Here is a 26,556-nt window from a genome sequence, read left to right as displayed (position 1 = left end):
GGCATGACACATCACACAAAGCAGACACTGATCCAGATGCTGCGGCTGGGGGCCGGTGTCATTCTCGCCGTGGGCATTGCCCATGAAGCCGGGTTGTCCAACAGCTATTCCGCCGGGACCATTGCCCTGATCACATTGCTCACCAGCAAGCGGGAGTCCCTGCGTCAGAGCGTCTGGCGGATCGTCACCTTTTTCATCACGGCGGGGATCACCTTTCTGACCGGGCTGTTCACGCCCTATCCCATCATCACCTTCGGCCTGACGGTGATGCTGCTGTATCTCATCTGCGAGAGACTGGACATCCTGCCGGTGCTGGCGGTCAACGGGGTGATCTGCGCCCATTTCGTGACCATGGGGCAGTTTTCCTGGGGCATGCTGCTGGATGAATTCCTGATGGTGCTCACGGGTGTTGCCAGTGCGCTGGTGTGCGGGCAGATTTATTCCGGGAAGAACGCCCGGGCGCAGCTTCGGCGGCGGATGAAACGCGATGACCGGATCCTGGCGGACTGGCTTTCTGCCCTGGCGGATCAGCTGGGAAAGGGAAGCGTGGCGCTGCCGGAGCTTGCGGGATATGAACGGCAGCTGAAGGAAGACCTGCGTCTGGCGGTCAACTATACCGAGAATTCCTATGCGGCGCATGCAGAGTATTTTGCGGAGTACTTCGAGATGCGCATCAAGCAGGTCGAGGTGCTGAAAAACCTGGAGTGGGAACTGGCCAACTATCAGGTCCCGCCGGCCCAGAGCCAGGTTATTACGGAGTTTATCCGCTATCTGGCACGATATGTCTGCGAGATGAATGAGCCGACGGCGCAGGAAACACAGCTGCAGAGACTGCTGCAGGAGCTCCGGCATGAGACACTGCCCAGGACGCGGGAGGAATTCGAACACCGGGCGATCCTGTACCATATCCTGATGACGATCCGGGAATTCATTTCTTTGAAGCGGCAGTTCGTTGACGGATTGTCCGAGAAACAGAAGGAAGCCTACTGGCGGCAGGATGACTGAAGCGGCGGGGAGCCGGAGTACGGCAGAACGGCGGCTGCAGCGGCTCGACGCTTGCAGGAAGCGACAGCGGGAACAGAAGAAAAGGAGAAGCTTCGGCCGGACTGCGGCAGGGCTTCTCCTTTTCTTCTGGTGTAAAGAGTGGTGCGTGACGGGAAGCAGGGGACGGATCCTCCATGGTCTGCAGGCCCCTCTCAGCGCTCCGGGTCATCCCGGTACGGCTCCAGCCGGGATTTCTCCGGCACAAACGCCGTCATGACAAAATGGTCATACACATAGAAGAACAGGATCGCAAACAGGATCCCCAGGAGAGTCATGATGATCCTGAGCAGCACAGCGCCCTGGAGTCCGTACATGCCCGCTGCCAGCGCCAGGGCGCCGAAGCAGTTGAGCATCGTCTTGTGGCGGTATTCGGCACAGAGCCCCAGACACATGCCGCCCACCGGCCCCAGCAGCGGTTCCAGGTTCACCGGAAGCACAGACCAGATCAGCCAGAACGCCACCGAGCCGATGACCGCCCCCAGCAGCCGGTCCCGGAGCTTTTCATGAATGTGGCTCTCGACTTCCACATCCGCCAGCAGGGACCCGCAGGCGAATCCGGCCCACATGAAGCGGGTCATATCCAGGGTCGAGAACAGCGCCAGAAGCAGACTCACGCCAAACGCCAGCCGCAGCTGCCACTGGCATTTGTAGCTGCGCAGGGAAAATCCGCGCAGGATCGACACAAAGGTCCGGTCTCTGTTCTGGTCCCGGTGGTTGTGCCAGAGCACGAATCCGCAAAGCGCGAACCCCAGGACTGTCAGCCACGCCCGCTGCACAAAGGCATCCCCCCGAACGGGATTGCCGCTCAGGAAAATATATGCGAAGGTATACAGCCCGCCGTTGCCCAGTTCCGGGTTTTCACACGTCATGACAATGATGGTCAGCAGACTGACAAAATCGATCAGCAACGCCCAGAACAGCTCATGGGGCAGCAGGGCCAGAACCGGACCTGTCAGCAGGAGGAAGAAGCTGAGTCCCATGCAGAGCAGGGAATCCGATATGCGGTACCCGAACCCTGCGAAGCGGCTCGCCAGCAGGATACAGAAAATGGACACAGCCATGCTGCTGTTCTCCGCCCCGAACCAGGTGCTCATGAGGCCGATGAAGGCAATCGCGAATACGACGATCAGCGCCGAGCGTGCCACCATCGCCAGCCGCAGCTTCCGGACGGTCTCCGGGGCTGCATCTGCACGCAGTTTCCGGTTGGATGCAGGATCCAGCTGCATCATCTGATAAAACGACATCGAATCACCTCCGCAGACTGCCTGCGTCCCGGCAGGACCTGGCTTTGCCTGTGTTCGCTTTCCATTGTAGAAGGCTGAAGGACAGATGAAAAAAGTGCCGCCCGGATGGTGTCATCCAGACGGCTGCACAGTGAGTCTCCAAAAGGGACGGAGCCGGTCAATGATCCAGTGGCCTGCCATCGCAGACCGCCGACGCCAGCGCTTCGCGTTCCCGAAGCCCTTCCCGGGCCAGGCGGCACAGCATATCCATGGCTTCCTCCGGCCACTGCCCGGCCGCGGTTTCGTTCGTGAGCATCACCGCCGAAGCGCCGTCTGCCACGGCCCGGAACACATCATTGGCTTCCGCCCGTGTGCAGACTGGAGACTGGACCATGGAGGCAAGGAGTTCCGTCACCACCATCCATGGCTTCCCGCCACGCTGGCAGCGCCGTTCCAGATCCCGCTGGATCCCGGGCAGCCGCACAAGACCCGTATCCTGCCCCAGGTCCCCGCGTGCAATGACGATCATATCCGCCAGCGGCAGGATCTTTTCCAGATTCCGGCACCCTTCCTCGTTCTCGATCTTCGCATAAAGCCGCAGGTTCAGCCCCCTGTGTGTCAGTTCCCGGCGCACCGTTTCCAGATCCCGTGCACTTTGCACAAAGGGGACCATCAGTGCCGTCACCCCGAAGCGCCTGGCGTTGTCCAGGTTTTTCAGGTCATCTTCACAGAGAGGAGAAAAGGGTATCGGCGCCCCTTCCAGGGCACAGCTTTTCCGTCCCTGCAGGCAGCCTCCCTGCAGTACCTCGCAGTCCCAGGAGCCGTCGGCATTCAGGTTCAGCGCCCTGAGCTTCACACGCCCGTCATCCAGCTGAATGGTCATCCCCGGTGTGATCAGAGAACACAGGGCCCGATCCGCCGGGATGTCTGTGCCAAATCCGACACAGCTGCCGGTTTCCAGATCCAGCGGTTCCATGTCCTGGATCCGCAATTCCCGTTCCCTGAGGTCCACGAGCAGGGTCACCCGCTGCCCCGTTTCTTTCTGTGCCTCATGCAGCGCCGCGATCCAGTCCTGTTTTTCCTCCAGAGACCCATGCGAGAGATTCAGCCGGATGCCGTTCATCCCCGATTCAATCATCCGCTTCAGACGCTTCACATCGTGACACGCGGGACCCAGCGTTCCGAACAGTTCAAGATCCATACCGTTGCATTCCTTCCTCTGGCCGATGATGGACAAGCCATCCCGCCAGTGCCTTCTTTTCTGATTCTGCGCGGTGTCAGCAGGCAAGTAAAGAGGAAACAATGTGTTTCGGGATCACGCAGACTTGTGCCGCCATACTCCAGGGCGGTGAGGCAGAACAGCGGATCTGCATCCATCAGAAAAAGCGTAGCAAATAATTGGAAAAACTGGATTCAGGTTTTCCTCCCGCCTATGACGGGCCAGCATCCTGCGCCTGATGCCAGTTCTGTTCCGGGGCCTGCACCTGAATGCATTGAGCCGGACAGCGATTTTAAAGCTCCTCCCACAAGGCCTGAAAGAAACATCCTCCGGCGTTTCTTTCCTCCCTGTGGGAGGTGTTTCTCAGTTGTCAAAAGAGGCCGAGTCCTCTTCTTGCGATCATGCAGGCAGCACCGAGATGAACATTGATGCCAAGTTCCCTGCATACTGTCTCTTTTGCTTTCTTTGATGTATAAGCCGGATCCACGATCTTCAGGTCCACGTTGTCCTTGAAGCATCTTCTCTTTACTGCCTGGGTGTATCGGCCGTAAGCCAGCTGAGTGATCATCCGGTTGTAGTCCCTGTTCTTCTGGAGATCTGTTTTTTTGCCGGAGAAGTCAAGATTTTCGATGACAAGATCTTTCCCCTTCAAGCGGGCTTCGCCCGTTATCTCCTTTACTGCAGACATCATCTGAGCGATCCCCTGATCATAGTTATGCTTCTTCCTGCCGAATCCATGCAGGCTGATCCTTCTTGCATACACTACGCTCCCGCTCCGGTCCGTCTCGCAAAGCGCTATGTGGTCGGCATTGAAATCAAGACCGATCGCTCCCTCAAAAGAGGAAGTGCTCCATCCTTCCGGTTTTGGCAGATGAAGATAGAACTGGACATAATGCCCCTTCTTCCTCCTCAGGATCCGGACACTGACCGCCTGCTTCGCTGGCTGGGCAGCTTCAAAGCCGTCAAATGTCTTATTGAGCAGTTCAAGCCCGGGTGCATGGGTGATCTTTACCGGACCGGTGATGATCTTGTCCTGTCCTTTTTCTGGCTTGAGCACAGGAAGGATCCCAATCGTCCAGCTCCCGTCTTCCATGCGGAACAGATGGCAGAGCTGGTTCCCGTTTTTCTCATCGTTTTTACCGCAGAGGTACATCATCCGGTCCCTGCTTCTGACAAACAGCTCTTTCCATCCCTCATGACAGGACAGACCGTTTTCTTTCAGGTGGTACTGAGCCTTGAAGAGTTTCTTTGTGCCAAAGCAAAGGCGGACGTGCCTGTTTTCGATATCCTTCTTCCATCGCTTCAGTTTGGCTTCCAGCCTGGGGATCAGCTGGCCCAGACGCCACAGAACATGCTTCTGTCTGCGGTAATGAGAGAGTTCGTGATGCCCCAGTCGGCCGGCTGCGGCTTCTCTGCTTTTTTCCTCTACTGTTTTCTTCAGCTTTTTCAGCCGTTTCTTTTTACGGAGTATGGAAGCACGAAGGTTTTTGTCCTGCACTCTGGCCAGTTCCAGTCCTGCCTGATGTCTGGCTTTTGCGTCTCTGGCAATGGAATTGGCTGCCCGGCTTTTCAGGCCGTATTTGTACTGGAGGTCTTTGGTGAGCTGGTTCAGGTTTCTCTGCCCGTGGTCGATCTGGGAAAAGGCGTACCTGTATGCACTTGAATAAACAGAAAGCCCGTCATCGATACAGTCGATCACTTCCGGGCACAGTCTTTTATCCAGACGTATCTCCAAAGGGAGGATCAGAGATCCCGGCTGTTCATAAACAGGAGGCATATCCATGGTCCTCATTCCCGGTCCTCCTCAGGTACAGAGTCTATGATCTCCCGCATCTTCTTTTTCTTGTTCCCCCTGATCCGGTACAGCTTTCCGGAAAAGGATGCCAGCAGGCTAATCATATCGTCGACCAGTTCCTCCTGAAGGTCCTTGTTTTCTTCTTCCTGCAGAGTGGTCAGTTCCACGCCTGCCATGGCGAACAGCTCTTCCAGATATTCATAGCCAAACCTGGTCAGCCGGTCTTTGCTGGTGATGAAGATCCTCTTGATCTCGTGATTCTTTGCCATTTCGATCAGCCGGACCAGCCCTTTTCGCTTTGTGTTGAGCCCGGATCCGGTATCTCTGATGATGACCGGTTTGTCCAGCCCTTCTTTTTCACAGGCATTCATGATGTCCAGGACCTGTCTTTCCAGATCACCCCTGTTTTTCTGCTCATGAGAGGAAGCTCTTGCATAGATGGCATCCCTTCTTGCATCCTCGTCTTCCAGCAGAAGCCCTGACTGTTCGAGCAGTTTGGCCACACTGTCCCTGGGGATCAAGATCCGGTTGATGTCGCTTCTTATGGCTTCAAGTTTTCCGGCACGGACCAAGCTAGAGACAGTTCTTGGTCCTCTGCCAATCAGGGTACCCGCTTCCTTTGGCTTGTAGAAATCCTTTGTGAGTTCGCTTTTTCTGATCATAGAAGGCCCCTTCTCTGTCTATATTATGACAGAAAAGGGGCTTAATTCACATATATAAGGAAACATTTTGTTAATTTTTCTTATATATGGCACCTGTTACCTACCCGGCCACCATATACGTGACAGGCCTCCATACTGCAATTCAGCTTCAAATGTAAATTCATCGCGTCAACCTGAAAGCCGGCGGGTTGACTTGGCCGGTATCCCGGCCAGGTCAACGCGGCGCCCTACTTCCAGTAGGCCCAGGCGAAGGCAGTCTGGTCAGCCACGGTCTGGGGATCCCAGAGACGGGTGTTTTTATTGGAGTTGGGGTCCAGCACCTTGAACTGACCGTCTTCCATTCCCGTCACCACAATGAAGTGACCGACTCTCGTGAAGTCCCCCGGATTCATCGACAGCACCAGAATGTTGCCGGCATTCAGGGATGCCTCCATCATTTCCTTCGTCGGGGAAATGGCTTCGAACTGGATTCCCCAGTTGTTTGCCGCATCCCCCAGCAGGGAATGGGAGCTTCCGATACCGTCCACATAGTCACCGGCCTGTTCGGAGAACTGCGCCACGGCGTACGGCGTGATGGACGGATCCTGGTTCAGGTAGGAAAACACCATGGCCAGCGACGTGGGTGCACACCCCGCAAACAGCATATTGCTTGTGCCATAGGGCAGATACGCCCACCGTTCGTCCCACTGCAGAAGATGCGGGACAGTTTCCAGGGACTCGCTCAGGGTCTCCGGGGCCTGGGTGTTTCCCTCCAGCTCATGGATCCTGGACACGATGTCGAGGCGCTGATCATCCCGGGACAGGAAGGTCAGGTACTCCGAAGGGATGCTCTGGTCATCCCAGAGATCCAGGTAGCGCCTGCCGTCTGTGTCGGGATCCGCGGTGTCCACCCGTGCGGCCACGTCATCGGGGATTTCCGTTTTCTCGTTGTTGTAAGGCTCCAGATCCTGATACGCCCCTGCATTGTCCTGCGCCACCATGGCCATGAACGTGTCATAGTCCCCCTGGTCCAGGTTCCGGAAATTGGTTTCCTGCGACAGACGGGATTCCAGGTCCTTCCTGGCTTTCACGGCTTCCCCGAGCTTTTCATGTCTTGCCGCCTGTGTAGTGTGGTAGTCCGCTGCCAGGATGCCCCAGCAGATGCCGAAGACCGCCACCACTGCAAATGCGGTCAAAACCCACAAATGTGTATAGGACATCTGCCGCTTCCTGTTTCCTGTTTCTTTCATCCTTCAAACCGCCTCCCCTTCCGGCTGATGCATTCCGGGATCCATGCCGATGCCGGCAGGCGGGAATGCCTCGAAATTGGTGTTACCATTTTACCGTGATTTTCCGGTTCTGTCCGTGCTGTATTTTACCGGAAAACCGGCAAAACCTCATGGACTTCCGGCCCTTTCGTGTCACCACGCCGACAGCACCCCACCCAGGATCACCCCGGCGCAGAACACTGCCTCCGGACCGGATACAGTGGTTCCCTGGAACACCCATGCCAGCACCACCGCCCAGGCACAGTAGGTGATGTTCAGAGGCATCGCCCGGGCTGCACCGATGCGGTGGATCGCCAGATAGTAACACAGATAACTCGCGGTTCCTGCCAGGCTGGCGGCAGCCACCAGCCACGGGCTTTGAGCCATGGACAGTGCCACCGGCAGTCCGCCAAAGAGCGGCAGGACCAGGATCCAGAACACCGCACCCGACACCGACTGTCGCAGAAGCAGAGCAATGTCGTTGTCCAGGGAAGCGGCTTTCTGCACCAGCAGGCCTTCCGCCGCCCATCCGGCAGTGGAGCACAGGGCGCACAGGATCCCAAGCCAGAAATCCGTGCCGCCGGCAGCCTGTCCGGACATGAGCACGAGACAGACCAGGGAGAGGACCATGCCCGCCACCTGATGCCGCTTCACCGGTTCATGAAACAGCAGAGCAGAAGCAGCCAGTCCCAGTGCAGGATAAAAAGAGGAAATGGAGGCAGCCAGCCCCGGGCCCAGAAAACGGATCGCCATGACATACCCGGCCATCCCCACGGGGCCTCCCAGCAGCGCCGCCAGCATGACGCGGCGGCCGTCTTTGTGCTTGATCGCCCGGACAACGGAAGACCACCGGCGGCGGATCGTGGCAAGCAGGGCGAGCCACAGGGCGCTGAAGGCATCGTGCAGCGCCGTGGCGGCCAGAGGCGCCGCAAAGGACATGGAAAAAGGCGCAAGGACCAGTGACAGGATCACGGTGTCCAGCGCCCAGAGAAAGCCGCCCGCCAGGCCGCTGATCACAGCTCCGGCCTCACGATCCGCAGGATCTCGTCAATGAGCCCGGGCAGCTGCCCCGCTGCCTGGATTTCCGGCACCAGCGTTGCACCGTCTTCCCGGAAGCCGATCACAAACACGCTGCCGTCTTCATCCATCGGCGCCAGGCTGTGCTCTTCACAGTATTGTGTCGCCACGAAGGCGAGCTGGCGCAACGCCATGCGGGAAAGCGGAATGGCGGCTTCCACATCCGCAAACCAGCGTTCCAGTCGCGCGTCATAGTCCGCCGCGATCACCAGCACATAAGGACTGTCGGGCATTTCCCGCAGCCGGCCCCATTCCTCGTTCTGCAGCAGGAGGATGGTTTCGAGAATGCCGTCGATCCATGTCAGTTCGTCCTCTGTGTCCTGGATGCGGCTTTCGTAGGCCCGCCAGAACCGGTCAAAGGGAAATGCCAGAAAGGATGGGCTCCAGGCGGCGAGTGCCTGTTCAAACCACTGCCGGCATGGCCCGGTTTCCACGCCGGCTTCCTCCAGCTCCTGGAGCATATAGATGGATTTGATGAGTCCGGGGAGCCGGCTTTCCCGGTACCACGTACGGGTGGAGTCGAGCTGCCCGCTGTCGGGAACCCCGATGCCCTCCAGCGCCGCCGGATCGGGCAGGTCGGTCCACCGCTGCAGCATTGCGGCGTCCTTCATCAGCTGCCGGGTCTGTCCTCCGGCCTGTTCGCTGACACCGGAAACCAGTTCCAGCAGCCGGACCTGGCGGGGTGTCAGGTCCAGGAATGTCCGTTCTTCCATACTTCTTTCCTCTTTTCTGTGCTGTCGGTCCATGCAGGCAGCGGCCTGCAGACTGCCGCGGGCCAGGCCGGCTCACGCAGGTTTCGGGTCTTTCACCAGATGCAGGAACCCGGGCAGGCACCGGATCTCAGCATCAGTGATTTCCCCGCCATATTCGCCATCCAGGGTCCAGTGCGCCGCTTCGCTTTGCACATGCAGCGCCCGGGTCTGTCCCCATTCAAAGAAGGGAGAGGAGAAATCACGGCTCGCGAGAGACCGCAGGATCTGGTTGAGTTCCGTGAGGTTCATCGGCCGGCGGATGAAGAGATATTCCAGCAGACCATCCGAGAGATTGGCTTCATTGGGCACCAGGATGTCCGATCCCCCCACGGAGAAGGTATTGCACACCATGCCATAGGTGAAGTCCCCCGCAAAGGACCGGTCATCCGTTTCGATGGCCATCCGGGCAGAGTTGTTCTCCCAGTGCGTGAAATCAATGGACTGGATCACCGACGCCACATAGGCCAGGGTGCCGAACCGTTTCTTCATGTCCTGGGACGTGTCCCAGGCCGCCTGTGTCCCGATGCCCACAGCGGCGACATAGGTAAACACCTCGCCATTGAAGCTTCCGGCATCCACGGTATGGACCTCTCCCTCCAGGGCGGTTTTCATGGCTGCCTGCGGATCGAAGGAAAGATGGTGCGTGCTCGCAAAATCATTCACGGTCCCCACCGGCACATAGCCGACGGGAATGTCGCAGCCGGCCAGGCCATTGACGACTTCATGAAACAGTCCGTCACCGCCGGCCGCGATGATGCGGGCATACTGATCCCGGTCCCGGAGCACTTTTTCTGTGGCATCCCGGGGACCCTGCGTGGGGTGGACCTCCACCCGGCGCCCCGAGGCCACCACCTGAGAGAGCAGTGCGTTCAGGGATTCCAGGATTTTGCTGGACCCTGCGTGGGGATTGTAGACAAACAGCAGCGGCTTTCCGGCCGCCTCGCGATCGGTCGTGTATTCCATGTCCCTCATTATAAAGCGTAAGGCCGGGAAATCCCACGATTGCCGGCCTGCGAGTGTCAAACCTGTGCCGTGCATGCCGCGCAGGAAAAGCGGACGGATTTCCTCAAACCACTGCCGGGCTTATCATGGAGACATGAAAGAACTGCAAGTGATATGGGCCATGCTCAAACGCACCGGCATGCAGCGGTTTCTTGCCGGCTTTGCCCTCTTTTACATCCTCTTCTGCTTCCTCATCCAGATCACGGACCCCGCCGTCCAAAGCTTCGGTGACGCCCTGTGGTTCGGCCTGAATGTCATCACCACCATCGGCCTGGGAGACTATACGGTGACCACGCCTCTGGCCAGGATCCTGGTGGTGCTCCTGGGACTGGGTGGGGTGCTGATGTTCGCCTTCATTCCCGGTGTCATGACCTCCTATTACCTCGAGCGGGTGGAGAACAAAAAGGATGAAACCCTGAACCAGTTCTATGACCAGCTCGTCCGTGCCCCGGAACTCACCGACCGGGAGAAGAAAGCCATCGCCGAAAAGACACGGGCGATCCGGAAGAAGGTGGGGAAATGATCCGCAGTCTCCAGCTCTTCTGGCTGATTCTGGAACGCCTGCATCTGAAGAAATTCCTGTTTGTGTTCCTGCTCTGGTATGTCATTGCGTGCATCCTGCTCTGGATCCTGGATCCGGGCATCACCACCCTCGCCGACGGATTCTGGTTCGGGTTCATCCTCGTGACGACCATCGGCTTCGGGGACTTCACCGTCACGACGCTCCCTGCCCGTATTGTCGCCGGGATCCTGGGGCTCTATGGCGATCTGGTGATCACGTTTCTGACCGGCGCCATCACGTCCTGGTTCTTCGAAAAGTTCCAGGCCTTCCGCGGGCATTCCGTCGGCGCGTTCGTGACGCAGCTCGAACACATGGATGAGCTCTCCAACGAGGAACTGCAGCAGGTCGCTGACAAGGCGAAGGCCCTCCGGGCGCAGAAAGAAGCCGGGAAACAGACATCCGCATGAGAAAAGGCGTATCCGCAACGGGTGCGCCTGTTTTTCCAGAAGGCCGATGAGGGAGGACAGAGGGCAGACTGCTGATGGCGGGAAATGGCGCGTTTTCAGAGTGGCAGGTCGAGAGCTTCGAAGCTGAACGAAGGGACCGGCTCGGGTTCCAGAAACATGAGCATATACCAGGGCAGGTAGAGAATACCGTCCTGTTCGTGCACGTTGCCTGTGCAGAAAACGACCGGCTGCGCAAAGGTCCAGTTGGCGGCCTGCAGCACTTTATTCAGCGCCGGATGGGGATGAAAGGAACTGCCGGATTTCATTTCCACCGGCACCACAGACTGTCCTTTCTGGAGGACAAAGTCCAGCTCCCCATATTTTTTGGAACTGAAATAAAACAGCTGGAAGCCTGCACTGACCAGGGACTGCGCGGCTGCATTTTCCAGGACAGCGCCCCAGTTGGCGTCAGGCTCATTCTGGAGAATGGGAAGCTGGATGCCGGGATAACAGGAGCACAGCAAACCGGTATCCAGGAAGAACAGCCGGAAAAGACTGCGTTTTTCGTTCAGCTCCAGAGGAATCTGCGGTTCTGTGACGTTATAGGATGGCAGGGCAATGCCGGCTTTGATGATCCAGTCCAGTCCCTGCTCAAACTCGGCCATGCGTGCACCTTTGCGGATTTCGCTTAAATAAAACCGCAGGTTCTGGCTGGCAAGCTGTGGTGGAATGGATTCAAAGACTTCCAGTATCCGGGGACGCTGTGTCTTGTCGGCATATTTTGCGATATCCGAACGATAGGATTCCACGATCTGTCTCTGGAGGTGCACGACTTCAGGCAGGTCTCTGGTTGTGAAGAATTCCTGGCAGACTGCCGGCATGCCTCCGACGATCAGGTAATACCGCCACAGATCCAGAAGACGATGATGAATATACGCATCCACAGGCACCCTGGCATCAAATGCCTGCTTCAGATGATTCAGCGTCTCTTCCTGCACACCAGCAGCCCAGAGAAATTCTTCAAAGTCCAGTGGATACATGTTCAGATATTCTTCGTACCCGACAGGATGTGACTTGATTTCGGAGATGCGGACACCCAGAAGGGATCCGGTTTCGATGACCCGCACAGTCCCGTCCAGAACCAGTCCCTTGACAGCCGTCCTGGCAGCGGGACATTCCTGGATTTCTTCCAGAAGAAGCAGCGTATTGCCGGGAACGATGGAAGTATCTTTGAACAGGGATATTCGCTCCAGCAGCTGCGTACAGGATTCTGCTGTTTTAAAAATCCGCGCAGCTCCTGGTTCCAGCAGAAAATTCAGTTCCACCATTTTCTGAAAGTTCTGTCTGGCAAAGGCCTGTGCTACAGTGGTTTTCCCAACTTGTCTGGCACCAAAAATACAGAGGGCTGTTTGTGGAGACGTTTTATACCAGTTTTCCAGCTGACTGGTGATTTTTCTTCTCAACATAGACCAATCATAGAATTACATGCAGTCGATCATACTTATTCTTAAGAAAAAGTGTGATTTTCAGCACTTTTTCTCAGGAATAAGTGTTGAAATGTATATGAAACAAAAAAATGCCGGGGAGGACAGTCGCCATCGGCGAAATATCATATCATTACACCCATTTTCATATCAGGATTCGGCGGTATACTGGAGTCATGAAACATTTGCCAAAACTGGTTCTGTGTGATATCGACGGAACAATCGTAAACACCAACTGGGACATGACGCCTGCCACCAGGCAGCTGTTCATGGACCTGCATGACAAAGGGGTCTGGACGGGCATCGCCTCCGGGCGACCTGTGGATGACATCTCGTTTCACATTGCGAAGTGGGATCTCCCCTTTGAATTCGACATCCTGGTGGGGCTCAATGGCTGTGAGGTGGTGAACCACATCACCGGAACCAGCACGCTGACCCATACGCTGACGGGAGCGCAGCTGCGTCAGGCTGTGGACACGATGCGTCAGCAGGGATTTGAGTTCATTCCCTTTGTGTACCAGGGAGACAGGATCGTGGCGGAAGAAATCAGCGAAGTGGTCCGGACTTCAGCCCTGAAATCCGGGAAGACACCGGTCCAGGGAAGCCTGGACGAGATCTGTCAGGACAACGCGAAAATTATGCTCCGGACGAAAGAGGAAGCGGAGACCATCAGAATGGAGCAATACCTGGCGGTCCATCCCATAAAGGGACTGAAGGGGTTCCGGACCCAGCCGACGCTGCTGGAATTTGCACATCCGGATATCTCCAAGGCGGTGCCTCTGCCGCAGATTGCAGAGGACCTGCACATTTCGCTGGAGGACATCATGGCGTGCGGTGACACCTCCAATGACAACGAGATGCTGAAGACGGCCGGGATCGGGGTATGTCTGGCGAACGGGACAGAGGACACCAAGGCATGTGCCGATTATGTCACGAAACTGGATTGCGACCATGATGGACTGGCGGCGTTTCTGCATGAACAGTATCCCGAACTATAGTGCGATCGTGCTGGCGGCGGGGCAGGGAACCCGGACAGGTCTGGCCTACAACAAAGTCTTCTACCGGCTGCCGGAGGGGTGCACCGTGCTGGAGGGAGCCCTGCGTCCGTTTCTGATGGATGCGGCGTGCCGGCAGATCGTGGTGACGGCACATCCCGGGGAGATGGAAGAGGTCCAGGCCCTGGTGCAGGATTCCAGGATCCGGGTCGTGGCAGGGGGAGACACCCGGCAGGACAGCGTCCGCCAGGCACTGGAGGCCGTGACGGAACCGGTGGTGTTCATTCATGACGGGGCACGGCCGTATCTCCAGGCCCGGGAGCTGGAGAAGCTGAAGGACGTCATGACGCGGGAGAAGGCTGCCCTGCTGGCGGTGCCCGTGACGGACACCATCAAGGAGGTCCATGAGGGGCGGATCACGGGAACGCCCGACCGGCGGTTTCTGTATGCGGCGCAGACCCCGCAGGCTTTCGACACGGAGCTGATCCGTTCCTGTCATGAAGCGGCCCGTGAGCAGGGAGCGTCGGTGACGGACGACTGCATGCTGGCGGAGCAGTTCGGCGGGGTGCAGGTGGCGGTGGTGGAGTCGGATCCGGGCAACCGGAAGATCACGACACCGGCGGATCTGGAACAGTAACTATACAACAGGCAGGGACCGGCACACAGAAACCGGTCCTTTTCGCTGCTTTCCCGCCATCAGGGTCCCGGTCTTCCACCATCGGCAGTCTGCCCATTGTCTTCCCTCATCGGCACAGCATCCCCGGTTCACCATTGTCGAAAAAAGCCCGGGATGACGATAAGATGACACTGACTGGCTGCGTGAGGCAGCTGTATCTGTATCGGGGAGGAATCATGAAAAAAGCGAAACTGATGGCAGCACTGCTGTGCCTGGGAATGGCCACGGCGCCGGTGTCCGCAAAGGAAATCACCACCAACACCAATCCGGAGGCCTATGGTTCGGTGGCGGAGCTGGAGAAAGCGGTGCGGGACTGGCCGGCTGTCGAAAGGCTGGGGTTCGGGCCATACAAAAAGGAAAAAGACAAGGGAACGTATGTGATTCCGGGGCTCTCGAAGAGCGCTTCGCTGAGTTTCTCGGGGAAGCCCTCGACGTGCACGAGCATGACACCGCAGGGGGTCACGGAGACAGAGGACTGGCTGCTGATTTCAGCATACTGCCATGACCATGTGCATCACTCGGTGATCTGGGTGCTGGACAAGGACACACATGAATTTGTGAAGACGGTGATCCTGGATGGCATGCCCCACACAGGGAGCATCGCATGGGATGAGACCCGGAATGTGCTGTGGGTGGCAACGCATGTACACAGGAAGGCGACAGCGAGCACCATTCCCATGGAGGAACTCAAATCGGCGACCGACACAAAGGCCGTGAAATGGGGCCGAACCTTCGAGCTGGATGGCCTGCCGGTGGATTCCTGTCTGTGCATGGATAAAGACCAGCTGGTGGCGGGCACATTCGAGAAATCCGGCAGTGTGCACATCAAATGGTATGACGTGGGAAAGGAAAAGCTGACAGGGCGCGAGGAAAAAATCCGGGGGAACAAAACGAAGTCCTTCGGGACCAACCTCCAGGGAATCGCCGTATCAGGGGATCACATCATCACAGCCGCGTCCGACGGGCCGCACCTGACGTCCACCCTGAGCATCTTCCCGAAGGATATGGAGGACCTGGACTCTCCGGTGGCAGTGGCCGAGCTTCCGCCCCGGCTTGAACAGGTATCGGTGTCGCTCTCGGGCACAAAGCTGTATGCGAATTTTGAAAGCGCCGCTTCGGCTTACCGCGAGGAAGGCGTGGTGGTGGACCGGATCCTGTCCCTGGATCTGGAGAAGCTGCTGAAGGATGCGCAGTAAGGGGCCGTACAGGCTGCGGAGTGCCACCGGTATCAAGCGGCAACGGTCTTACAGAGAGGAAGGATCGACATGACACACTCCTATTGGGATATAGTCCGCCGACAGACCTTCACGCTGTTCAATGCCGTGAACCTGGTCCTGGCGCTTCTCATTGCCTGGACCGGGGCGTGGCAGAACATGTTTTTTGTGGGCACAGTGCTCACCAACTGGCTGATCGGCATGATCCAGGAAATCCGCGCACGCAGGACCCTGAACCAGCTGGCACTGCTGCACCAGGATACCTATCGTCTGGCGGATGGCAGCACCGTGACGCGCGACGGGCTGGAACCGGGGATGGTGGTGGTGCTGGAACAGGGTGACCAGGTCCCCTGTGACGGGACAGTCACGAGCGGGTCCGGGGAAGTGGACGAAAGCCAGCAGACCGGGGAGAGCGAAGAGGTTCAGCGCACGGCGGGTGACCGGCTGCTTTCCGGGATGACGATCATTTCGGGACGGCTGGAACTCAGGGCCGACGCCACGGGAGACAACACCCGGGCGGCGAAGCTCATGCACGAAGCCAGATCCCACAAGAAATTCCGGAGCCCCCTGCGGGATGCCATCGACACCATTGTGCGGTTCTGCACCATTGCGATCATTCCATGCGGTGTCCTGCTCTTTGTCCGCAGTGTGTATGCCACCCAGGTGCCGGTTAAGCAGGCCATCAACAGCATGGCCGCGGCGGTGATCGGCATGATTCCCGAGGGACTGGTCGTGCTGACCTCCATTGCCCTGGCGGTGGCAAGCGTGAAACTCGCGAAGGAGCAGGTGCTGGTGCAGCAGCTCTACTGCTCGGAGACCCTTGCACGGACCGACGTGCTGTGTCTGGACAAAACCGGAACGCTCACCCAGGGGAAAATGACCCTCGTGAAGATCCTGACCCAGCCGGGGTGGACAGAGCAGGACGTGAAGCAGATCCTGGCGGGTCTCTATGCTGTGCTGCCGGACTCCAATGCCACGGCTGTGGCGATTCGCCGGGGGTGTGAGGGGGTGCCGGCGCGTTTCTTCACGGTGCAGGACATGAAGCCCTTTGCATCCGCCACCAAGTTCTCCAAGGTCGTGACAAGACAGGGGACCTGGTGTGTGGGGGCGCTTTCCAACATCCTCGCCGATGCACAGAACCAGTGGGCGGCTGACGGCGGAGCTGCTCTAGCGGCTGCATCGCAGCAGACCTCCTCGGCGCCGTCCTCGGCAGCATTGGCATCATCGGCACCATCGGCTTCGACATCATCGGCAGACCAGGCTCTCCGGACACAGGGAATCTGGGCATCCCGGGGATACCGCGTGCTGGCCCTGACGCTCGACGGCACACCCGCGGCGCTGCTCCTGCTCCAGGACCCGCTGAAACCGGATGTCCGGCAGACCGTGGGCTATTTCCGGAAACAGGGCGTGGACTTGAAGGTCATTTCCGGCGACGACCCCGCGACTGTGCAGGCAATTGCCAACGAAGCCGGCATTACCGGCAAGGCTGTGTCCATGCAGCATGTCGGTGCTCAGGACATCCCGGTCCTGATGCAGACACACTCGATTTTCGGACGCGTCACGCCGGACCAGAAAAAAGCCATGGTCCAGGCCCTGCAGGTCCAGGGACACGTGGTGGCAATGACCGGCGACGGAGTCAACGATGTGCTGGCCCTGAAAGCCGCGGACTGCAGCATCGCCATGGGATCGGGTTCCCAGGCAGCCAGGGCGGTTTCCAGCATGATCCTGCTCAACAACCAGTTCGACGACCTTCCGGGGATCGTGGTGCAGGGACGGCGCGTGATCAACAACATCCAGCGCACCGCCAGCCTGTTTCTGGTCAAGACACTGTTTTCCTTCGGGCTCACACTGCTGACCCTGGTGTTCTTCAGGGTCTATCCCTTTGAGCCGGTCCAGCTCTCCGTGATCTCCGCCCTGGCCACGGGAATCCCCAGCTTTGTGCTCACACTGGAACCCAATGACAGCAGGGTGCAGGGCAGTTTTCTGAAAAACGTGCTGTCCCGGGCGGTGCCGGGTGCCTTCAATGTGCTGATCCTGGTCACGATCGCCAGACTGCTGCTGGGGACGCGCGCACAGTTTTCCACCATGGCCACCCTGGTGGCGGGCATCAACGCCCTGTGGGTGCTGTTCTTTGTCTGCCAGCCCATGACCCGGATCCGGGCAGCGCTGGTGGCTTTCATGGCCGCAGGCTTTGTGATTGCGGTGCTCTTCTTCGGGAAGCTGATGTTCCTGGTGCCGCTGGATCTGTGGCAGCTGGTGTTCGTGATCGCCGCCGCAGTCGCGATTCCCTTTGTGCTGCGGCTCCTGAGCGCCCTGGAGCGCAGGATCCTGAAAACCGGGATGTGAAAGCACCCGGGCACCGGCTGGCTTTGCATCTGGCGGAAGCCTGAGGACAGCCGGGTGGCTGCATGAAGCCACCCAAAACAGAAAAGGAGGAAGCTGATCATGGCTGAACATAGTGGATTCCATCACCTGCGGCCGGCACTGATGGCCGCGATGCTGCTGATGGCCGGATGTGCCGCACCCGCAACGGTATCCGATGGCAGCAGTCCGATACAGCAGGACAGGACTTCAGAAACGGCGCACAGGCCGGACAGCGGGGACAGGCAGGCAGGAAATGGCACGGAATCTGCCGGGGCGTCATCCGCCGATATGCAGGGGCTGGAAACTGAGGGTGCCTCTGTCTTGCTGGCGGACTTGAAGGAAGAAGCTGTCCAGGCCTGGGAGGCGCAGGGGTTTGTGCCTGCGGACACCAGCGGCGACCCGCAGGACCAGGCGACGGAGCTGCGGTTTGAAAGCCAGGACCAGCCCGTCCTGGTCCAGATCACCCTCTCGGACAATGCGGCGCAGGTATTCGACACCCAGTGCCGGCTGGACGAGGAAAACAACATGCAGGTCATGAACGAATGGCAGGACGGATCCCGGACAGTGCGGGTGATCCGCAACAACCGGGCCAACCAGAACTTCATCGAGACGCTGGATACGGACCGGCATGTCACGATGCACATTGCCAACACCCTGCCGGAACAGCTGGATCTCTCCCTGCAGGCGCTCGGTTCGCTTGGCTGGCCTGCGGACGTCAGTCAGTGAAGACGTGCGACAAAAAAGCCGGATCATGCGGACAGCCTGAAAGTGACGGGCAGTCCGGACATGGTCCGGCTTTTGTGTGCGGGAATACAGATGTTATTCGTCGCTCACACGGATGGACTTGATGACCTTCTTTTCCTTCGGGGCATCGTTCCAGTTGGTGGGTGTCGCCGCGATCTTGTCCACGGCATCCATTCCGTCGGTGATTTTGCCGAAGGCCGCATACTGGCCGTCCAGGTGCGGGGCATCCTGATGCATGATGAAGAACTGGCTGCCGGCACTGTCCGGATCCATGGCCCGGGCCATGGACAGAACGCCGCGCTCGTGCTTCAGGTCGTTTTTGAAGCCGTTTCCGGAAAATTCGCCCGGAATGGTATAGCCGGGACCGCCGGTTCCGTTGCCCCTGGGGTCACCGCCCTGGATCATGAATCCGGGGATGATGCGGTGGAAGGTCAGACCGTCATAGAAGCCTTCATTCGCAAGCTTCTCGAAGTTTTCCACCGTTTTCGGTGCCACGTCCGGGTACAGTTCCCCCTTCATGACATCGCCGTCATCCATGGTGATCGTCACTCGTTTTGTCATAGAGAATTCCTCCTTTTCATCCATCTTAGAAAAACCGGCTCCCGGACTCAATCGCAATGCCGCCGGATGGTAAACTATTCCTATGACCAAAGAGTATGAAACAAGCCGGACAACAGATGCGCGCCGGCTGAAAATCGGCCTGCTGGGTCTCTCCGATCCTGCGCCATGGCCCGGTGAACTGATCCAGGCCCTGGATTTCTGCGATGTGCATGTCTCCCCGATCCTGTCCCGGCCTTCTGCCGGGGATGCCCGGGCAGCGGTCTGGAACGACTGGATGCGCCAGGGCGACTTTGACTGGATTTTCGATGTCTCCGGCGGCAACCTCTCCACTCTGGCTCTGCCCTTCCTGGAACTGGAGCTGTATGGTGCCTGCCGCACCCTGTTTGCGGGATACAGCGACCTGACGCCTGTCCTCAATGCCCTGAGTGCCGCCACCGGCAAAGAAACGCTGCTGTTTTCTGCCAGCCAGAACATTCCGGCTCTCTGTGCCTTCCTGAAAGAGGGCGACCCGGCGCTGATGCGTCCCGACTGGCATGCCCTGGGATCCATGCGGCTGCAGGAGCTGGTGCAGGCACCTGTCGCCGGCGGGAACATCCGCTGTCTGCTCAAGCTGGCCGGCACCCCCTGGTGGCCGGACCTCACCGGCCGGGTCCTGTTTCTGGAAGCCAGGTCCGGCAATGCCATGGCCATTGCCTCCATGGTGGCACAGCTTTGCAACATGGGGGTCATGGACCAGATCCGCGCCCTGGCACTGGGTCAGTTCACGGAACTGCAGGATCCGCTGCCGGTGGTTCTCACCGTCCTGGAACAGATGGGGGCCCGCATGGACCTGCCCGTTCTGCTCACCTCCGAGGTGGGCCATGCCCCGGGCTCCAAAGGCCTGTGGATCGGAAAGGAGCTCTTTTCATGAAGCTGATCCGGTCTCTGTTTGACCGGCGCGCCCTGGCGCCCGCCGGCCTGCTCCTGGTGCTTTCCGGCATCTATGAACTGGGGTATTATGGCCTGTTTGCCCTGTCTTTGCCGGCCCTGTGGCAGGGCCTGCTTTTCATCCTGTGGTATCTCGCTGCCGGCGTGGCACTGTATGCACTCATGGCCTGGATCTGGCAGACCTGTCCTGCATCGGCGGTCCACAAGACAGCGCCCCGGAAAAAAGCCGGGCATGGAAAAAAGGCCACAGATCCCGCGAAGACGCTGCCCCGCCTGCGGTTCCGGCCGGCTGATCTGCTTCGCGCAGCCCTGCTGCCGGCAGTTTTCCTGGTGCTGGTGTATGGCATCCTTCGGCCTCTGTACGGACTGGCTGCAGGTCACACCTGGGTGCTGGTGCCCGTGGAACTTGTCTGCGCGCTGGTGCTGATTGTCAGCGGACCGCTGGTGGTGACCTGGAACCTGGCAGTCGCCCGGGGAACGAATCCCCTGCAGTCACTGGCAGAGATCTTCCGGCGCCGGACGGTGCTCAATGGCTGGTGTTTCCTGGTCCTGGCCCGCATGGCGCTGGACACTCTGCTGGGGGGCCTGTTCACGCTGTCCTATGGCGTCAACGCCTTTTCCCTGGCGACCCTCACGCTCTTCCAGGGAGACCCGCTCTCCAGTGCGGCGCTGTACGCTTCCGCCGGCTTTTCCGGCGCTGCCCTGCTGTTCTGCCTGACGGGATGCCTGCTGGCCTGGATGCAGGCGGGATGGATCCTGCATGGAACTGACTGAACTGAAGCTGACGGCCCGGCGCTTCGGCCTGCTGCAGAAAATGGGCATCACCACACTGGAGCAGCTGCTGAAAACCTATCCCTTCCGGTACGAGAGCCATGAACAGCTGCCCTTTGACCAGTGGCAGAAAGGAGACACGGTGGGGTTTGCGGGACTCATCGCCAGCCGCCCTGCCGTGATCCGCCTGGGAAAGAACCGGACCATGACCCGGTTCACAGTGATCAGCTGGAACCAGGAGCTCCAGGTGACGGTCTTCAACCGCCCCTGGCTCAACGCCTTTCCCTTCGGGGAAACCATCCACATCCGCGGCACCTACAACGGGGAGGGAAAAGTGACTGCCATGCAGGCGCAGAAAAAGCCCCTGGAAGAAGGCCTGGTGCCGGTGTACTCCATGACAAAAGGCATGAAACCGGCGGATATGCCGGCCATCCTGGACAAAGCCCTGGAGCACCTCGACCAGCTTCCGGACCTGGTCCCGCCAGATCTCCGGCGCCGGTACCGCCTGCTGGACAAAGATACCAGCTACAGGTGGATCCACCGGCCACCGGATGAAAAGCGTCTGCATCTGGCGATCCGGACCCTGAAGTATGAAGAATTTCTCTGCTTCCAGTGTGCGGTGCAGTCCGAAAGTGCGCTCGGGCAGCGAAAGACACCGCGGATGTTTGACCAGGCACTGGCCGAGGCTTTCCTGGACCAGTTCCCCTACGACCTGACAGCCGATCAGCGCCAGGCCATTGAAGATGTGTGGAGCGACCAGCGGCGGGACACCACGATGTACCGCCTGGTGCAGGGAGACGTGGGGTCGGGAAAAACCGTCGTGGCCATGGCGGCGATCCGTGCCTGCGAGCTCTCCGGTGCCCAGTCGGCCCTGATGGCACCCACGGAAATCCTGGCCAGGCAGCATCTGAAAACGCTGCAGTCGGCGGGCATCGAAGCGAAGCTGCTGGTGTCCTCCCTGTCCAGGAAAGAAAAGCAGGAGGTGCTGGAAGGGCTGAAGACCGGCACGGTGTCTGTTGTCGTCGGCACCCATTCCCTGTTTCAGGATCCGGTGGAGTTTGCGGATCTGGGACTGGTGGTGGCGGATGAACAGCAGCGATTTGGGGTGTCCCAGCGCCGACAGCTGCTCGAAAAGGGGAAAGGCGCCGATTTTCTGATGATGAGCGCCACGCCCATTCCCCGTACCTATGCCCACTTTCTGTATGGAGACATCGCCCTGTCGGCGGTCAAAACCATGCCGGCGGGGCGAAAGCCGGTGGAAACCCGCTATGTGCGCGGACAGTCCATGAAGCCGGTGCTGAAGGACGTGCTGCAGGGGCTCAAGGAAGGCCGGCAGTGCTATGTGGTCGCCCCGGCCATCGATGAAAACCTGGAGCTGGACATCAAGGGGGTCACGTCGCTGTACGAGGGCATGGTGAAGGTCCTGGGGAAGGACTGGACCATCGGCCTGCTGCATGGACGCATGAGTGCAGCGGAAAAAGAGGAAGTCATGACCCGCTTCAAGGCCGGGGACATTCACATTCTGGTGTCCACCACGGTGATTGAGGTGGGCATCGACGTGGCGAAGGCTACGATGATGGTGATCTATGATGCCCACCGCTTCGGACTGTCCACGATCCACCAGCTGCGGGGCCGGTGCGCGAGAGGCCCGGTCCAGGGAACATGCTGGCTGCTGTCGGCGACGAAGGACATGGCGGCGGTGGAGCGGCTCCAGAAACTGCAGGAACTCCGGGACGGCTTTGCGATTTCCGAATACGACCTGCAGCTGCGGGGACCGGGGGATCTGCTCGGCACAAGGCAGTCCGGACTGCCTGCCTTCGTGCTGGGGGATTTCGAGAAGGATCCGGCGATCATGGAAGCCGCGGTGCAGGATGCCGCTGCCATGCTGGCGCGCCGTGACTGGCCGCCGCTGATGGAATATGTCAGACAGGCCCGGGATTCTGTACGGTATATCGACTAGTGGTATGATGGTGCCATGAAAACCGGAGCCGTGAAGAACAAACTCATATATTTCGCCTTCCTGCTGTCCTGCTGCATCGGGCTGATGCTGGTGGGCTATTTCGGGTTCCTGCAGACTGTGAACATTGACGTGATGCTCGGGATCCAGTTCGTGTACACCGGGGAAAGCGGCGAGGCCCAGGTCAGTGCCGTATCCAAGACAGATGACCTGAACCAGCGCATCCAGGAATTCATGCAGACGGTGACATATACGATTGAGCCGTCGGAAAAGCTTGCCAACGGGGACACGATCACTGTGACGGCCCTGTATGATGCGGACATGGCAGTGGAATATCATTTCCAGCCGGTCAACACCCGGGCAGAGTTTCTGGTGGAGGGACTGCCTGAACGATATGCAAGTCTGGCAGAGATTCCCGAAGCCTATATTCAGGAAAGCCGGGAAGCAGCTGTCAGGGCTCTGAAGGCGGAGGACCAGGAACCGGTGTACGGGGCATTCCTGCAGGGGAAAACAGCGGGTGTGCGGGACCGGATCCTGTGGATGTATCAGCTGGAGGACGGCCGGTATGAAATCGTGCTGGTGCCCGATGTCAACAATGCGCAGGTGGTGAACCGGAAAGCCATCAGCACCCAGCAGGTCTATCTCTCTTCAAAGGAGCAGGAGAACCGCGATTTTGCAGGGTATGTCCGCCGGGTGTTCGAAGCTGACTGCAACATTGAGGAGCTGACGGAAAGCACTGTACCGCTGGACACCCCGCAGGACTGACAGGGCGGCAGCCATCCGGGTACAGACAGATGAAGAACCCTCACGGGTTCTTTTTTCGATTCCGGGTTCCTTCTTTTTTGAGAAATTTCAGCAAAAACCAGGGGGGCTGACGAATATATAAACAGGAGGACACTTCATGAACACTGAATTCGATCCGGAAGTGGCTGGGATCATCCGAAGATTTCGGCTGGAGCCGGATTTTCCGGTATGTGAAAGTCCTGAGCATTCACGCACTTCCGACAGGTCGTGACTGCAAAAACTGTGGCGGGAGTTATGCGGTTGTTTTGACGAAAGACCCGTTTATCCTGAAAGGCGCTGCCGGACTGTTTCGCAAAGGTCAGCTGTTTCAGGCCTTCCATCTGACCCTGCACGGAACCATGACTGTGACAGATCCCGGGATCCTTTTGCGCCTGATCAACGGCCGGTCCCGCTCCAGTGACCTGCCGGGAACGGTTCTGCATGATTTGTGGTGTGATGATCCCGGAAAAATGAAACATCTGCTGATTCGCCGGATGGTCTAAGATCTGAAGAATTCCGAAGGCGGATGGAGATCTATGTGTAAAATCGCGGACGAGTATGGAAAGAAACTTCATGGCTGAGTCAGCCACCTGCCATGGATGAAAACAGAAATAACATTTGAAAGGCTTCCCTCTATGATGTATTTAAGGGAAGCCTTTATTGCGCCGGTTTTAATTACAGACTATCTGCAAAGATTTAAAGCAGAGAAAGAAACTGCAAAACAGGGATGCCCACGAACCTGCCATAAGTCCCGTGAGGCTGTAAATTAAAGTGCAATCTGTCTTCATGACAGTGATGTCTTCAGTTCGCTCCATCCCTGACAAGGCTCCCTTACTTTTTTCAGAAAGGAGAACACCCGTGAACCATGTAGCTCAAACTGTTATTCCGGTTGCCGGTGGACTTGATGTCCATAAATCCTTTGTCGTCGCTGTGATCAAAAGCACCAGCGATCAGGGAACGGTCAATACGGTAAAAAAAAGGTTCTCGACCTTTCGTGCAGATCTGGAAGACCTGCGGGACTGGCTCCTGCAGAATGACTGCCATCATGTCTGCATGGAATCGACCGGAAAATACTGGATACCGGTCTATAACGTCCTTGAGACAGCCATGGATGAAGTGCGGGTCTGTAACCCTAAATGGCTGTCTCTGGTGAAAGGCGAGAAAGATGATAACAAGGATGCCGCACGTATCTGTGATCTGTATCGAAACGGGATGACAAAATCCAGTTATATCCCGAGCAAACAGATCCGCACTCTCAGAGAGCTTACACGTCTTCGACAAAAGTATGTGCAACAGCGGGCTTCGGACCATAACCGTCTGATCAATTGTCTCACTGTCAACAACTACAAACTGGACATGGTTTTCTCCAATGTCCGGGGAATATCGGCATCCCGTATCATCGATCTTATCTTATCAGGAGAATCATATACAGATGAAGATATTTTGAAATGTGTGTCGAAGCGGTGCAAAGCTTCACAGGAAGATATCCTCCGGGCCTGCCACGGACTCGAATTCGATAAATTCCAGAGAGAGAAACTGAAGATCATCCGGGACCATATAGATGAACTGACGAAAGAGATAGAAAAACTGGACCAGCTCATAGCAGAGGCTTGTGAAGATCATAAGGAGCCTATCGATTTACTGATGACGATACCTGGAGTCAGTGAAATAAGTGCCCGAAAGATCATCGCTGAGCTTGGAACGGAGATGGATCAGTTTGGGAAGGATTCACGTGTAGCCAAATGGGCAGGTCTGGCACCAGGAAGTGACGAATCAGCAGGAAAGATCCATTCCCGTCACATCACCAAGGGGGGCAAGCACCTTAAACCTGTTCTGATTGAAGTGGCATGGGCAGCTGTCAGATCCAAGAATCCATATTACCGCTGTAAATTTGAGATCCTGAGTTTGCGTCTGGGGAAGAAAAGAGCGATCGTCGCGATCGCCCGAAAAGTGATCGTATCGATCTTCCACATGTTTTCGGACATGAAGGAATGGCATCCCAAAGACTGTGATGACTGTTTTGTACCAAGAGGTCTCTCAGTCCAAAAGGAGTCCAGGAAACTGAATAAGACAGTCAGCACACTGAAGGCGATGGGGATGACAGAGCATCAGATCCTCAAAACGATAGCAAAAGGGTTTGATGATTCTGAGATCAAAGATGATGCGGGTAACAGTTATGATTCGATCACAGGAGAATACATAACAGCCTGAATTTATAAGCGATTTTTGGGGGAAAGGGGGTACTATGCCTTTTAATACAGTAGATGCTTAGTGGCTCTGGCAATTGTCAGCTTTGAACGCAAGATTGTTTTCAAATTAAAAAACCGAAAGAGGGGCTGGTGGAAGGCCGAAAGGAAGGCCGCCGAACCGGTATTGACCTGCAGATCCGCAGGACAGTGGGGAACACGCTGAAGAAGGGCCGGATCAGCGAGAGGGACATTGCCATGTACAGCGGCATTCCGCCGGAACAGGTCCGCCGGATCCGGAAGGCCATGGCCTGAAACAGGCCTGTGCACAGGCGGAAAACGCAAAAAAGGATGATGAGCGCCATCATCCTTTTTGCGTGTATCCGTTCAGTGCTGAATTTTTGCGAGCACCTGATCCAGGTCCAGGTCCATGGGACCGAACTCCAGCGTCAGGGCTTCCTGTGTCCTGTCATCATACCTGGGAATGAGGTGGATGTGGAAATGATCCACCGTCTGTCCCGCACTTTCCCCTGCATTGGACAGCAGGTTCATGCCCGAAGCCCCCAGTTTTGCCTGGAGCACCCTGCCCAGGGCGCTGGCCACACCGAACACCTTGCCAATGGTGGCAGCATCCGCTTCCATGAAGTTTCTTACATGCTGTTTCGGCACCACCAGGGTGTGGCCGAAGGAAGCGGGATTCACATCCAGAAAGGCAATGACATCGTCATCCTCGAAGACTTTTTTTGCCGGGATGTTGCCCGCGGCAATTTCGCAGAAAATGCAGTCCATAGTTATTGCTCCTTTTTCCGTAACGGGACAGACCATTCGCTTTTTCCTAATGAAAAGCCAGGCTAAGGGGATGCCTGGCTCTTCAAATTAAGGGGATAGAAAATAGTATGAATTAGCCTGAGACTGAATCATACTG

The 26,556-nt window shown here is 57.7% G+C and carries 26 protein-coding genes; 15 read left to right on the top strand and 11 right to left on the bottom strand.

Annotated elements, in window-relative coordinates; genetic code table 11:
- Window positions 1-3: 3 nt before the first annotated feature.
- Complete coding sequence (locus aalo17_RS11170; RefSeq protein ID WP_158507795.1) at window positions 4-1,005, top strand: aromatic acid exporter family protein; 1,002 nt, start codon at window positions 4-6, stop codon at window positions 1,003-1,005.
- A gap of 191 nt (window positions 1,006-1,196) precedes the next feature.
- Here the strand turns inward: aalo17_RS11170 and aalo17_RS11165 are convergent, their stop codons facing one another.
- From aalo17_RS11165 to aalo17_RS11130, 8 genes are all read right to left on the bottom strand, one after another.
- Entirely contained in the window at window positions 1,197-2,288 is a 1,092-nt protein-coding gene (locus aalo17_RS11165) for an FUSC family protein (RefSeq protein WP_067559565.1), read from the bottom strand.
- A gap of 157 nt (window positions 2,289-2,445) precedes the next feature.
- Window positions 2,446-3,468, bottom strand: a complete 1,023-nt coding sequence (locus aalo17_RS11160; RefSeq protein WP_067559562.1) for a pyruvate kinase — start codon at window positions 3,466-3,468, stop codon at window positions 2,446-2,448.
- Window positions 3,469-3,856: 388 nt separating this feature from the next.
- Window positions 3,857-5,278 carry an IS200/IS605 family element transposase accessory protein TnpB gene (locus aalo17_RS11155; RefSeq protein ID WP_067559559.1) on the bottom strand — a complete coding sequence of 474 codons (1,422 nt, stop codon included), beginning with the start codon at window positions 5,276-5,278 and terminating at the stop codon, window positions 3,857-3,859.
- Window positions 5,275-5,943 (bottom strand): IS607 family transposase, encoded by a 669-nt coding sequence (locus tag aalo17_RS11150; RefSeq protein WP_067559556.1) that lies wholly within the window; start codon window positions 5,941-5,943, stop codon window positions 5,275-5,277. The genes aalo17_RS11155 and aalo17_RS11150 overlap by 4 nt, the downstream gene beginning before the upstream one ends.
- Before the next feature lie 227 nt (window positions 5,944-6,170).
- Entirely contained in the window at window positions 6,171-7,172 is a 1,002-nt protein-coding gene (locus tag aalo17_RS11145) for a C39 family peptidase (RefSeq protein ID WP_067559553.1), read from the bottom strand.
- Between the two features lie 171 nt (window positions 7,173-7,343).
- Complete coding sequence (locus tag aalo17_RS11140; RefSeq protein WP_067559550.1) at window positions 7,344-8,207, bottom strand: DMT family transporter; 864 nt, start codon at window positions 8,205-8,207, stop codon at window positions 7,344-7,346.
- Entirely contained in the window at window positions 8,204-8,980 is a 777-nt protein-coding gene (locus aalo17_RS11135; protein ID WP_067559547.1) for a hypothetical protein, read from the bottom strand. The genes aalo17_RS11140 and aalo17_RS11135 overlap by 4 nt, the downstream gene beginning before the upstream one ends.
- 72 nt (window positions 8,981-9,052) lie before the next feature.
- Window positions 9,053-9,982: a diacylglycerol/lipid kinase family protein gene (locus aalo17_RS11130; protein WP_067559544.1), complete on the bottom strand. Its 930-nt coding sequence runs from the start codon at window positions 9,980-9,982 to the stop codon at window positions 9,053-9,055.
- A 133-nt stretch (window positions 9,983-10,115) separates the two neighbouring features.
- Here aalo17_RS11130 and aalo17_RS11125 point away from each other — a divergent pair, with 133 nt between their 5' ends.
- A complete protein-coding gene (locus tag aalo17_RS11125) occupies window positions 10,116-10,544 on the top strand; it encodes a potassium channel family protein (RefSeq protein WP_067559541.1) in 429 nt (142 codons plus the stop codon).
- Window positions 10,541-10,990 carry a potassium channel family protein gene (locus tag aalo17_RS11120; protein WP_067559539.1) on the top strand — a complete coding sequence of 150 codons (450 nt, stop codon included), beginning with the start codon at window positions 10,541-10,543 and terminating at the stop codon, window positions 10,988-10,990. The genes aalo17_RS11125 and aalo17_RS11120 overlap by 4 nt, the downstream gene beginning before the upstream one ends.
- A 95-nt stretch (window positions 10,991-11,085) precedes the next feature.
- Here the strand turns inward: aalo17_RS11120 and aalo17_RS11115 are convergent, their stop codons facing one another.
- Entirely contained in the window at window positions 11,086-12,435 is a 1,350-nt protein-coding gene (locus tag aalo17_RS11115; RefSeq protein ID WP_067559536.1) for an ATP-binding protein, read from the bottom strand.
- Between the two features lie 194 nt (window positions 12,436-12,629).
- Between aalo17_RS11115 and aalo17_RS11110 the strand changes: the two genes are divergently transcribed.
- The 5 genes from aalo17_RS11110 (at window position 12,630) to aalo17_RS11090 (ending at window position 18,428) form a co-directional block, all read left to right on the top strand.
- Window positions 12,630-13,451 (top strand): HAD-IIB family hydrolase, encoded by an 822-nt coding sequence (locus aalo17_RS11110; protein ID WP_158507794.1) that lies wholly within the window; start codon window positions 12,630-12,632, stop codon window positions 13,449-13,451.
- Complete coding sequence (gene ispD, locus aalo17_RS11105) at window positions 13,429-14,085, top strand: 2-C-methyl-D-erythritol 4-phosphate cytidylyltransferase (protein WP_158507793.1); 657 nt, start codon at window positions 13,429-13,431, stop codon at window positions 14,083-14,085. Before aalo17_RS11110 ends, ispD begins: the two co-directional genes overlap by 23 nt.
- A gap of 215 nt (window positions 14,086-14,300) precedes the next feature.
- The gene (locus aalo17_RS11100) at window positions 14,301-15,320 is read left to right on the top strand and encodes a hypothetical protein (RefSeq protein WP_145907701.1); all 1,020 of its coding nucleotides are present in this window, start codon (window positions 14,301-14,303) and stop codon (window positions 15,318-15,320) included.
- A 69-nt stretch (window positions 15,321-15,389) separates the two neighbouring features.
- Complete coding sequence (locus aalo17_RS11095) at window positions 15,390-17,684, top strand: HAD-IC family P-type ATPase (protein WP_067559524.1); 2,295 nt, start codon at window positions 15,390-15,392, stop codon at window positions 17,682-17,684.
- A 99-nt stretch (window positions 17,685-17,783) separates the two neighbouring features.
- Entirely contained in the window at window positions 17,784-18,428 is a 645-nt protein-coding gene (locus tag aalo17_RS11090) for a hypothetical protein (protein ID WP_067559521.1), read from the top strand.
- Between the two features lie 93 nt (window positions 18,429-18,521).
- Here aalo17_RS11090 and aalo17_RS11085 read toward each other — a convergent pair whose 3' ends face one another.
- Window positions 18,522-19,007, bottom strand: coding sequence for a peptidylprolyl isomerase (locus tag aalo17_RS11085; protein ID WP_067559518.1), 486 nt, complete (start codon window positions 19,005-19,007; stop codon window positions 18,522-18,524).
- Between the two features lie 82 nt (window positions 19,008-19,089).
- On the opposite strand from aalo17_RS11085, the gene aalo17_RS11080 reads away from it, so the two are divergent.
- The 7 genes from aalo17_RS11080 (at window position 19,090) to aalo17_RS12895 (ending at window position 25,946) form a co-directional block, all read left to right on the top strand.
- Window positions 19,090-19,917 carry an LD-carboxypeptidase gene (locus aalo17_RS11080; RefSeq protein ID WP_067559516.1) on the top strand — a complete coding sequence of 276 codons (828 nt, stop codon included), beginning with the start codon at window positions 19,090-19,092 and terminating at the stop codon, window positions 19,915-19,917.
- Window positions 19,914-20,708, top strand: a complete 795-nt coding sequence (locus tag aalo17_RS11075; protein ID WP_067559513.1) for a hypothetical protein — start codon at window positions 19,914-19,916, stop codon at window positions 20,706-20,708. Before aalo17_RS11080 ends, aalo17_RS11075 begins: the two co-directional genes overlap by 4 nt.
- On the top strand, window positions 20,695-22,665 hold the full coding sequence (locus aalo17_RS11070; protein WP_067559510.1) for an ATP-dependent DNA helicase RecG: 1,971 nt from the start codon (window positions 20,695-20,697) through the stop codon (window positions 22,663-22,665). The genes aalo17_RS11075 and aalo17_RS11070 overlap by 14 nt, the downstream gene beginning before the upstream one ends.
- Before the next feature lie 15 nt (window positions 22,666-22,680).
- The gene (locus aalo17_RS11065; RefSeq protein ID WP_067559507.1) at window positions 22,681-23,427 is read left to right on the top strand and encodes a hypothetical protein; all 747 of its coding nucleotides are present in this window, start codon (window positions 22,681-22,683) and stop codon (window positions 23,425-23,427) included.
- 284 nt (window positions 23,428-23,711) lie between these two features.
- The gene (locus tag aalo17_RS11055; protein WP_067559501.1) at window positions 23,712-23,948 is read left to right on the top strand and encodes a hypothetical protein; all 237 of its coding nucleotides are present in this window, start codon (window positions 23,712-23,714) and stop codon (window positions 23,946-23,948) included.
- A 355-nt stretch (window positions 23,949-24,303) separates the two neighbouring features.
- Window positions 24,304-25,656, top strand: a complete 1,353-nt coding sequence (locus tag aalo17_RS11050; RefSeq protein ID WP_067554667.1) for an IS110 family RNA-guided transposase — start codon at window positions 24,304-24,306, stop codon at window positions 25,654-25,656.
- 128 nt (window positions 25,657-25,784) lie between these two features.
- Window positions 25,785-25,946 carry a hypothetical protein gene (locus aalo17_RS12895; RefSeq protein ID WP_158507792.1) on the top strand — a complete coding sequence of 54 codons (162 nt, stop codon included), beginning with the start codon at window positions 25,785-25,787 and terminating at the stop codon, window positions 25,944-25,946.
- 72 nt (window positions 25,947-26,018) lie between these two features.
- Here the strand turns inward: aalo17_RS12895 and aalo17_RS11045 are convergent, their stop codons facing one another.
- Window positions 26,019-26,420, bottom strand: coding sequence for an HIT family protein (locus aalo17_RS11045; protein ID WP_067559498.1), 402 nt, complete (start codon window positions 26,418-26,420; stop codon window positions 26,019-26,021).
- Window positions 26,421-26,556 lie beyond the last annotated feature (136 nt).

It is taken from the genome of Faecalibaculum rodentium, from assembly GCF_001564455.1.
GTDB classification, from domain to species: domain Bacteria; phylum Bacillota_I; class Bacilli_A; order Erysipelotrichales; family Erysipelotrichaceae; genus Faecalibaculum; species Faecalibaculum rodentium.
Note: the sequence above shows the minus strand (reverse complement) of the source record. Positions and strands in the feature narration are given on the sequence as shown.